The organism is Homoserinimonas sp. OAct 916 (assembly GCF_003260275.1).
Lineage (GTDB): Bacteria > Actinomycetota > Actinomycetes > Actinomycetales > Microbacteriaceae > OACT-916.
In genome coordinates this window covers 1-9,989 of the sequence record NZ_QJHB01000023.1, presented here as the reverse complement: position 1 = coordinate 9,989, position 9,989 = coordinate 1, and the positions used below count along the sequence as shown (strand labels likewise).

Sequence of the window (9,989 nt, the reverse complement as noted above, 5' to 3'; positions counted from 1 at the left end):
CCGGGTTGCGGCGATACTGAACCGCCGACCCCGGCCGACCCTGAACCTTGAAACCCCAGCCAACCGGCTGAACATGCTGCTCAAAGCAGCATGAACCCCAACGTTGCCCCGACCACTTGACATTGCCAAGCGAATAACCCCAACTACTGCACACTCGACGAGCAAAAGTGCTCTGGAGCACCGAGCGAATTCCTGAAGATTCGTTGCGTTTGTGGTGAAATATTGCGTTTGGCATGATCACGGCACGGATGTTCGTCGCCGTCGCCTGATGGTACGGGCGTTCTTCGACATGCGTCTGGGCACCGTTCATCGGGCCCGTATGGATCCGCTAGGGTCGTTGTGTGACCATCATTCGCGACGCAGGTATGAACCAGGCAGGCCCAGCGCTGCCAGTGTTCCCGCGACGCCGTGTCACCAACGAGCGACCGTAGGCGTCGACTCGCGTGACTTCGGTGAGTAGTCTCACCGGTAGACATCCGCGAACCGCCGCCGCCCACGACCTCCGTTCATCTTCTCAAGACAGTTCACCTTCTCAAGACAAGGGAGACCAATGTCTCTATCCGTTGCCGTAGCCGGCGCCAGTGGTTATGCCGGTGGCGAATTGCTCAGGCTGCTCGCCGCCCACCCCGACCTCGAGGTGATGACGGCCACCGCGCACAGCAATGTGGGCCAGCGGGTGGTCGATGTGCACCCGAACCTGCGCACCGCCGGTGACCTGGTGTTCACCCCGACCACGGCTGAGAACCTGGCCGGGCACGACGTGATCTTTCTCGCCCTCCCGCACGGGGCATCCGGCGCATTGACCGACGAATTGGGCGACGCGGCGCTGGTCGTCGACTGTGGTGCCGACCACCGGCTCACCGATGAGGCGGCATGGGCGCAGTTCTACGGCGGTGAGTACAAGGGCGCCTGGACCTACGGGATGCCCGAACTGCCCCTCGCCGACGGCCGGATGCAGCGCGAACTGCTGCGTGGTGCGCGACGCATCGCCGTGCCCGGGTGCAACGCCACCGCGGTCACCCTGGGGCTCGCCCCCGGCATCCACGCGGGTGTCATCGAACCGGGCGACCTCAGCGCGGTGCTCGCCGTGGGAACTTCCGGGGCCGGCAAGGCGCTGAACCCGCTCCTGTTGGCCAGCGAGATCCACGGCTCCGCGCACGCCTACGCTGTGGGCGGCAGCCACCGGCACACGCCGGAGATATTGCAGAACCTGGCCGCGGCCGGCGGGGCGACGGGGAGCATCTCGTTCACACCCATGCTGGTGCCGATGTCCCGTGGCATCCTTGCCACCTCCACGGCGAGGCTCGCCGCCGGTGTCTCGGCCGCAGATGTGCGTTCGGCCTGGCAGGATGCATACGCCGGTGAGAAATTCGTCGAACTGCTGCCTGAGGGCACGTTCCCGCGCACGGCCGACACGCTTGGTGCGAACATCGCGCTGGTCGGTGTGGCTGTCGACGAAGCCGTCGGTCGCGTCGTCACCGTGACGGCCCTCGACAATCTGGTCAAGGGGACTGCCGGCGCTGCCATCCAATCCACCAATCTCGCTCTGGGCCTCCCAGAGAGTTCCGGGCTGCAAACGAACGGAGTCGCACCATGACCGTCACCACACCTCAAGGTTTCGAAGCCGCGGGCGTCAGCGCGGGGCTGAAGGCATCGGGCGGCCTGGACCTCGCCCTGGTCGTGAACCGGGGCCCACAACCCGCGGTCGCCGCCGTCTTCACCAGCAACCGTGCTCAGGCGAACCCGATCCTGTGGTCGAAGAAGGTGATCCAGGACGGGGCCGCGACGGCGATCGTGTTGAACTCTGGCGGAGCCAATTGCTTCACCGGCAGCCAGGGCTACGAGACGACCCGGGCCACCGCAGCCGCTGTAGCCCACGCAGTGGGCATCGATACGGGCAACGTACTGGTCTGTTCCACCGGCCTCATCGGAGAGCAGCTGGACCGGGCGAAGCTGACAGCGGGTGTTGCCGAGGCGGCGGTCTCCTTGAGCGCGAGCGGCGGCGATGACGCCGCCCGCGCGATCATGACCACTGACTCGGTGCCGAAATCCTCGGTGCACATCGGAGACGGCTGGAGCATCGGCGGCATCGCCAAGGGAGCCGGCATGCTCGCACCGGGCCTGGCCACGATGCTGGTGGTCGTGACCACGGATGCCGTGCTCGGCGCCGCGCACCTCGACACGGCCCTGCGTGAGGCGTGCCGGCTCAGCTTCGACCGGCTCGACTCCGACGGTTGCATGTCGACCAACGACCAGGTCACGCTGATGGCCTCAGGTGCCTCTGGGGTCGAACCCGACGCAGCCGCGTTCCAGACCGCGCTGACCGAACTGTGCCACGACCTGTCTGAAAAGCTGCAGATGGACGCCGAGGGCTCGAGCCACTGCATCGACATCGAAGTGGTGAACGCCGCCACTGAGGACGACGCGGTCGAGGTGGGCCGTTCGGTCGCACGCAATAACCTGTTCAAGGCGGCCGTGTTCGGCAACGACCCCAACTGGGGCCGGGTACTCGCCGCCATCGGCACCACGCAGGCCGAGTTCGACCCCTATCGGGTCGACGTCACAATCAACGACGTGCGGGTGTGTGCAAACGGTGGCCCCGACCAGCCGCGGGAACTCGTCGACCTCACTCCGCGTCGCGCTCACGTGTTGATCGACCTGAAGGCAGGCGAGAAGACGGCGATGATCTTCTCCAACGACCTCACGCACGAGTACGTGCATGAGAACAGTGCGTACTCCAGCTGATGCGCGTTATGACTGAATCAGTGGAGTCCAGCGCGGCGAAAGCGGCTGTCCTGATCGAGACGCTGCCGTGGCTGAAACGGTTCCAGGGCAAGATCATCGTCGTGAAGTTTGGCGGAAACGCCATGGTCGACGTCGACCTGCAACGCGCATTCGCCCAGGACATGGTTTTTCTCCAGCATGTCGGCGTGTACCCGGTCGTGGTGCACGGCGGTGGCCCGCAGATCTCCGCCCGGCTCGCCGAGCGGTCGATCACGAGTGAGTTCCGTGGTGGGCTGCGAGTGACCACCCCCGAGGTGATGGAAGTGGTGCGTGAGGTGCTCTCGGTCGAAGTGAACGGTGAGATCACCTCGTTGATCAACGAGTATGGCGACCTGGCCACCGGCCTGTCCGGGCTGAGCGGGGGACTGTTCACCGCTGAGAAGAGGGGCACCGTTGTCGACGGGATGATGGTCGACCTCGGCCTGGTCGGCGATGTGGTGCAGGTGAACCCGAAGCCGGTGCTCGATGAGATCGCCGCCGGCCGCATCCCTGTGATCTCTTCGATTGCCCCGAATGCCTCGGGCGACGGACTGCTGAACGTGAACGCCGACTCGGCGGCCGCGGCGCTGGCCAGCGCCCTCGAAGCCGAAAAGCTCGTGATTCTCACCGACGTCGCCGGGCTCTATCGTGACTGGCCCAACCGGGAATCGCTGGTCTCCACGATCACCGCCGACGAACTCGACCACCTGTTGCCGAGCCTTGAGTCGGGCATGATTCCGAAGATGATCGCCTGTCTGGATGCCGTGCGCGCCGGGGTCGCGAAGGCGGCCATCATCGACGGGCGCCAGAAGCACTCGACCCTGCTCGAGATCTTCACCGAGACCGGCAGTGGAACGGAAGTGGTGTTGTGAACGGAGACAGCTCAGTGAGTGACTGGAAACAACGATTCAGCATCGCGATGATGGGTTCGTCGCCGACTCCGCTGGCGCATCTGGTGCGTGGTGACCGGTGCCACGTCTGGGATATCGACGGCACCCGTTACCTCGACTTCCTGTCCGGCATCGCGGTCAACGCATTGGGACACGGGCACCCGGCACTCGTCGATGCGGTGTCGAAGCAGGCCGCTGAACTCGTCCACGTGTCGAACTACTTCTCCACTCCGCAGCAGGTCGAACTGGCTGAACGGCTCGTGCGCCTGACCGGCGGGCACGAGGCGACCCGGGTGTTCTTTGCGAACTCGGGAACCGAGGCCAACGAGGGCGCCCTGAAGCTGGCGAAGCTGAACTCTGGTGACGGCACGCGCACCCGCATCCTCAGTCTGCAGGGCTCGTTCCATGGCCGCAGCACAGGCGCACTCGCGCTGACCGGACAAAGCGCACTGCGCGGTCCGTTCGCGCCGCTGATCCCCGGTATCGATCACATCGAACCCACCATCCAGGCGCTCGCCGAGGCGATGGGGCCGGATGTGGCCGCTCTGTTCGTCGAGCCGATCATGGGGGAGGCCGGTGTGGTCGAACTGCCGCCCGGTTACCTGGCCGAGGCCCGCCGGATCACCCGCGAGGCCGGGGCACTGCTGATCCTCGACGAGATCCAGACCGGAGTCGGCCGCACCGGCCACTGGTTCGCGTTCCAGGGCACAGGGATCGTGCCCGACGCGATGACGCTGGCCAAGGGGTTGGCCGGCGGTGTGCCGATCGGTGCCCTGGTCACGTTCGGCCAGGCATCCACTTTGTTCGGTCCCGGCAGCCATGGCACCACCTTCGGCGGCAACCCGCTGGCGGCGGCGGCGGCAAACGCCGTACTGGGCGAGATCGAACGAGCCGACCTGCTCGGAAACGCACGCCGCCGCGGTGTCCAACTGCGTGAGGCGATAGAGTCGATCCACTCGCCACTGGTGGCTGATGTGCGCGGTGAGGGGCTGCTGATCGGGATCGGCCTTTCAGCGCCGGTCGCGAAACAGGTCGCCGCCCACGCGCTCGCCCACGGGCTGATCGTGAACGCCGCCAACGACACGACCATCCGCATCGCACCCCCGTTGATCATCGGCGACGAAGAGATCGCCGAGTTCCAGTCCATCTTCTGCCAAGCCCTGGAGGCCCAAGCATGACCCGACACTTCTTGCGTGATGATGACCTCAGCCCGGCCGAACAGAGTGAGATACTCGCCCTGGCCGACACGCTCAAGAAGGATCGCTTCGGGCACAAACCGCTGGCCGGCCCGAAGACGGTCGCGGTGATCTTCGACAAGTCGTCGACCAGAACCAGGGTGTCGTTCGCGGTGGGGATCGCCGATCTGGGCGGGGTGCCGTTGATCATCTCCACCGCGAGCAGTCAGCTCGGCGGCAAGGAGACCGCGAGCGACACCGCCCGCGTGCTGGAGAGGCAGGTGGCCGCCATCGTCTGGCGCACCTACGGTCAGGCCGGGCTCGAGGAGATGGCGCATGGCACCAGGGTGCCGGTGATCAACGCGTTGAGTGACGATTTCCATCCCTGCCAACTGCTCGCCGACCTGCTGACCATCCGAGAACACCGCGGGCGTCTGGCCGGCCTCACCGTCACCTTCCTGGGTGATGGTGGCAACAACATGGCGCAGTCGTATCTACTCGCCGGCGCGACGGCCGGCATGCACGTGCGCATCGCATCGCCGAACGAGTATGGTCCGAGTCCCCGAGTGGTGGCGGATGCAACTGCCATCGCCGCGCAGACCGGTGGTTCGATCACCCTGTTCACCGACCCGGGCGAAGCGGTCAAAGGCGTTGACGTTGTCGTCACCGACACCTGGGTATCGATGGGAATGGAGGCAGAGAAGGCGGAGCGGGTGGCCCGGTTCGGTGCGTATCGGGTCGACCAGTCCTTGATGTCTCTCGCCGCACCCGATGCCATTTTCCTGCACTGCTTGCCCGCAGACCGTGGATTCGAGGTGCAAGCAGACGTGATCGACGGAGCACAGAGCGTGATCTGGGATCAGGCCGAGAATCGGCTGCACGCGCAGAAGGCCCTCATGCTGTGGCTGCTGGAGCGAGCCGAGGACTGACCGGCGCGCGAATAGACTTGACGAGTGACAATCGAGGAGAGACGATGACGGCCAGTACCAACGAGGGCGCACTCTGGGGCGGCCGGTTCGCATCCGGGCCTTCGCCCGAACTGGTGGAGCTCGGCCGCTCCACCGGGTTCGACTGGCAACTGGCACCGTTCGATATCGCCGGCTCCCAGGCGCACGCCAAGGCTCTGGCGCAGGCTGGCTATCTCACCCCTGACGAGAAGACCGGCATGCTTGATGCCTTGGAAACTCTCCTGAACGGCGTGAACGACGGCACCATCACCCCGCTCGCCTCCGACGAAGACGTACACGGTGCACTCGAACGCCACCTGATCCAGATCGCCGGACCAGAACTCGGCGGCAAGCTGCGCGCCGGCCGCAGCCGCAACGACCAGATCGCCACCCTGATCCGCATGTATCTGCGCCAGAAGGCGCGCATCATCGCCCGGCAGGTAATCTCGCTGATCGATGCGCTCGCCGCCCAGGCCGACGCGCACCCCGACGCGATCCTGCCCGGCCGCACCCATTTGCAACACGCCCAACCGGTGCTGCTCAGTCACCACCTGCTGGCGCACTGCTGGCCACTGGTGCGCGACCTGGAGCGAATCATCGACTGGGATGCGCGCGCCGACGTCTCGCCGTACGGTTCTGGTGCCCTGGCCGGCAGCACCCTCGGGCTGGATGCCACAGCGGTTGCGCATGAGCTGGGTTTCTCCACCAGCAGCGAGAACTCGATCGACGGCACGGCGGCACGAGACGTGGTGGCCGAGTTCGCCTTCATCACCTCGCTGATCGGTATCAACCTCTCTCGAATGGCCGAGGAGATCATAATCTGGAACACCCGCGAGTTCGGGTTCGTCACCCTGCACGACGGCTATTCGACTGGGTCGTCGATCATGCCGCAGAAGAAGAACCCCGACATCGCCGAACTCGCCCGGGGCAAATCTGGCAGGCTGATTGGAAATCTCACCGGCTTGCTGGCCACCTTGAAGGCGCTGCCGCTGGCGTACAACCGTGACCTGCAGGAGGACAAAGAACCGGTCTTCGACGCGGTCACCACGTTGACCACCCTGCTGCCCGCTTTCACCGGCATGGTGGCCACGCTCACCTTTCACACTGACCGGATGGCCGAACTCGCCCCGCAGGGGTTCTCGCTTGCCACGGACGTTGCGGAGTGGCTGGTGAAGCAGATGGTTCCGTTCCGCGAGGCCCACGAGATCAGCGGTGCCATGGTGCAATTCGCCGAAGAGCGCGGGCTCGACCTCGACGAGGTGAATGATGTGCAGTTGGCCGCGATCTCTCCGCACCTCACGCCGGAGGTGCGCAGTGTGCTCGACATCGCCGGATCGGTGCGCAGCCGGGATGGTGTCGGCGGTACAGCTCCGAATCGGGTCGCCGAGCAATTGGCTGCGCTGACGGCGCGTGTTCGTGACATCGGAACGCACCTCGGCGACCTGTGACTGCAACCGGCTCGAACGGGGAGGAGATGAACGCCACTTTCAACGTGGAACTGTTCAACAGGTCTCCGCTTCTGGTCGCGCCCTACCTGCTCGGCTCGGTCATCTCCAGAGACAGCGACGAGGGCCGTGTTTCTGTGCGCATCACCGAGGTGGAGGCCTACCTCGGGGTGGGTGAGGACCCGGGCGCGCACGCCCACCGCGGCAAGACCCGGCGAAACTCGACCCTGTTCGGCCCGCCGGCACACCTGTATGTGTACTTCACCTACGGAATGCACCACTGCGCCAACGTGGTATGCCAGCCAGACGGCACAGCCAGCGGTTTGCTCCTGCGCGGGGGCGAAGTTGTCGAGGGCATTGAGCTTGCTCGCTCGCGCCGGGGGCCGCGCGTCTCCGACAGAAACCTGGCTCGGGGGCCGGGCTGCCTGACCGTCGCGATGGGCATCGACCTGGCCGACAACGGCTCCGACCTGAGCAAGCTGCCGTTCGCCTTGAACGTCACCGGTGACACATCCGACTACCTGTCTGGGCCGCGCACCGGTATCAATGGGCCGGGAGGCACCGAGGAATATCTGTTTCGGTTCTGGATCCCCAACGAGCCCACGGTCTCGGCGTACAAGCGGCACCCCAAACTCGCGCGGCCGATTGCGTGAGGCCGATGGGGGCCCGTTTGGCATCGGTGTCGCGTCGAGGTGGAGGGGTGTGAACTGTTCGTCTGATCTGTCCTGATCTCCGACGCACCCGGTTCGGTTGCTACGGTAGACCAGTGAGCAACGAACCATCTGACGCCCTCGGCGCCCAGCACAATGACCCCTCGTTCGACGATGTGTGGGAGGAGATCCGTTGGCGCGGACTCGTGCACGTCTCTACCAATGAGCAGGCGCTGAAAGAGCTGCTGGCCGGCGAACCGATCACCTACTACTGCGGTTTCGACCCGACCGCACCGAGCCTGCACCTTGGCAACCTGGTGCAACTGTTGCTGATGCGCCGCCTGCAACTGGCCGGCCACAAGCCCCTTGGCCTGGTCGGCGGCTCGACCGGCCTCATCGGCGACCCGCGGCCAACAGCCGAACGCACCCTGAACACGCGCGACACTGTCGCCGACTGGGTGGAGCTGCTTGAGAAGCAGGTGTCGAAGTTCTTGAGCTTCGAGGGTGAGAACGCCGCCCGCCTGGTGAACAACCTGGACTGGACCGGACCACTGTCGGCGATCGACTTCCTGAGGGAGATCGGTAAGCACTTCCGGGTGGGAACCATGCTCAAGAAAGACGCCGTCAGCGCCCGGTTGAACTCGGAAGCCGGCATCAGTTACAGCGAGTTCAGCTACCAGGTGCTGCAGGGAATGGACTTTCTCGAACTGTACCGCAGCTACGGCTGCGTGCTTCAGACCGGCGGCAGCGACCAATGGGGCAACTTGACCAGTGGAATTGAGCTGATCCACAAGTCCGAAGGCGTCAGCGTCCATGCGATCGGCACCCCGTTGATCACAAACTCCGACGGCTCCAAGTTCGGCAAGAGTGAGGGCAACGCGATCTGGTTGGATCCGGCCATGGTGAGCCCATACGCGTTCTACCAGTTCTGGTTGAACACCGACGACGCCGACGTGATCTCCCGGCTCAAGGTCTTCACCTTTCTCACCCGCGACGAGATCACCCGGTTCGAGACGCTGGTCGCCACCGAACCGTTCCGCCGTGAGGCCCAGCGCGAGTTGGCGTGGCAGGCCACCAGTCTGGTGCACGGTGTCGATGCTGCCGAGGCGGCAATAGCGGCGTCTCAGGCGCTGTTCGGCCAGGGTGACCTGGCGACGCTGGATGCGGCGACGCTGGAGGCTGCGCTTCGCGGCCTGAAGCACACCACAACCCTCGGGTCCACCCCGATTGTGCAGGCATTGGTGGATACCGAGTTGGTGGACAGCCTGAGTGCCGCCCGTCGTGCCGTCGAGGCCGGCGGTGTCTACGCGAACAACCAGAAGATCCACGATCCGCTGGCGACCGTCGCCGAGCACACGCTGCCGGGCGGGATGACGGTGCTGCGCCGGGGCAAGAAGTCTTTGGCGGGCGTCTTCGTCGAGTAGCTCCCGAAGAGTGGCGCCGCGAAGCGCGACACGCCCGGGATGTAGCGCAGTTTGGCACCCGCGCCGAAGCCCCCGTAGAGTACTAACTCGTCACCCCAAAGGTGCGGAGAGCCTCAGAGCTTCCGGCCTCACGCGGGACGAGATCCTCGCAGATATCGCTCACGGCTTGTACGTGGGAGAGCAAATGCGTAAGATTATAAAGCTTGGTTCATGGCGGCCCCGCAACAACGCGAGTAAATATCCATCACAAGGATTCCCTCCCACAGTTTGCAGTCGCGAGATAAATGAACTAGGATAGAGAAGTTGCCCTGGCGGGCGAGGCTGAGAGGCTTCGAACCAGGTGCGTCTGATCCTTGAGAACTCAACAGCGTGCACAATGTCAAATGCCAAAAACCCCAGGCCACTTTGGTGGTCAGGGATTCCTTTGGAAAATGATTAAACAACAAAGCAAGTCAGTAATGATTTGTTCTGTCAGTTTCAAACTTGCAGATGGTCCGCCTATTCCGGTGGTTGTCTGCACTAGATGTGACGCCGGGTTGCGCTGCTTGCAGTTGCGCTTGGTTAGTCAATCAAACATTTACGGAGAGTTTGATCCTGGCTCAGGACGAACGCTGGCGGCGTGCTTAACACATGCAAGTCGAACGATGAGGCTGGAGCTTGCTCCGGCGGATTAGTGGCGAACGGGTGAGTAACAC

8 protein-coding genes and 1 rRNA gene are annotated in these 9,989 nt (G+C 64.5%); all 9 read left to right on the top strand.

Going from position 1 to position 9,989, the window contains the following annotated elements; translation table 11 throughout:
* Positions 1 to 550 precede the first annotated feature (550 nt).
* The gene (argC, locus tag DL891_RS16325; protein WP_111721555.1) at positions 551 to 1,597 is read left to right on the top strand and encodes an N-acetyl-gamma-glutamyl-phosphate reductase; all 1,047 of its coding nucleotides are present in this window, start codon (positions 551 to 553) and stop codon (positions 1,595 to 1,597) included.
* Complete coding sequence (gene argJ / locus DL891_RS16320; protein ID WP_111721554.1) at positions 1,594 to 2,745, top strand: bifunctional glutamate N-acetyltransferase/amino-acid acetyltransferase ArgJ; 1,152 nt, start codon at positions 1,594 to 1,596, stop codon at positions 2,743 to 2,745. The genes argC and argJ overlap by 4 nt, the downstream gene beginning before the upstream one ends.
* On the top strand, positions 2,745 to 3,635 hold the full coding sequence (gene argB / locus DL891_RS16315; protein WP_198668964.1) for an acetylglutamate kinase: 891 nt from the start codon (positions 2,745 to 2,747) through the stop codon (positions 3,633 to 3,635). Before argJ ends, argB begins: the two co-directional genes overlap by 1 nt.
* A gap of 14 nt (positions 3,636 to 3,649) precedes the next feature.
* Positions 3,650 to 4,831 (top strand): acetylornithine transaminase, encoded by a 1,182-nt coding sequence (locus DL891_RS16310; protein WP_255563111.1) that lies wholly within the window; start codon positions 3,650 to 3,652, stop codon positions 4,829 to 4,831.
* Positions 4,828 to 5,757, top strand: a complete 930-nt coding sequence (argF, locus tag DL891_RS16305; RefSeq protein ID WP_111721551.1) for an ornithine carbamoyltransferase — start codon at positions 4,828 to 4,830, stop codon at positions 5,755 to 5,757. Before DL891_RS16310 ends, argF begins: the two co-directional genes overlap by 4 nt.
* A gap of 44 nt (positions 5,758 to 5,801) precedes the next feature.
* Complete coding sequence (gene argH / locus DL891_RS16300) at positions 5,802 to 7,223, top strand: argininosuccinate lyase (protein WP_111721550.1); 1,422 nt, start codon at positions 5,802 to 5,804, stop codon at positions 7,221 to 7,223.
* Between the two features lie 26 nt (positions 7,224 to 7,249).
* Positions 7,250 to 7,873, top strand: a complete 624-nt coding sequence (locus DL891_RS16295; protein WP_111721556.1) for a DNA-3-methyladenine glycosylase — start codon at positions 7,250 to 7,252, stop codon at positions 7,871 to 7,873.
* A 113-nt stretch (positions 7,874 to 7,986) separates the two neighbouring features.
* The gene (gene tyrS, locus DL891_RS16290) at positions 7,987 to 9,294 is read left to right on the top strand and encodes a tyrosine--tRNA ligase (protein WP_111721549.1); all 1,308 of its coding nucleotides are present in this window, start codon (positions 7,987 to 7,989) and stop codon (positions 9,292 to 9,294) included.
* A 576-nt stretch (positions 9,295 to 9,870) separates the two neighbouring features.
* Positions 9,871 to 9,989: ribosomal RNA gene (locus tag DL891_RS16285) — 16S ribosomal RNA — on the top strand; the annotation flags it as partial.

What these genes read in the sequence shown, in the direction of transcription:
- argC (WP_111721555.1), top strand. Translation starts at nt 551, where the DNA reads ATGTCTCTATCCGTTGCCGTAGCCGGCGCCAGTGGTTATGCCGGTGGC.
- argJ (WP_111721554.1), top strand. Translation starts at nt 1,594, where the DNA reads ATGACCGTCACCACACCTCAAGGTTTCGAAGCCGCGGGCGTCAGCGCG.
- argB (WP_198668964.1), top strand. Translation starts at nt 2,745, where the DNA reads ATGCGCGTTATGACTGAATCAGTGGAGTCCAGCGCGGCGAAAGCGGCT.
- argF (WP_111721551.1), top strand. Translation starts at nt 4,828, where the DNA reads ATGACCCGACACTTCTTGCGTGATGATGACCTCAGCCCGGCCGAACAG.
- argH (WP_111721550.1), top strand. Translation starts at nt 5,802, where the DNA reads ATGACGGCCAGTACCAACGAGGGCGCACTCTGGGGCGGCCGGTTCGCA.
- DL891_RS16295 (WP_111721556.1), top strand. Translation starts at nt 7,250, where the DNA reads ATGAACGCCACTTTCAACGTGGAACTGTTCAACAGGTCTCCGCTTCTG.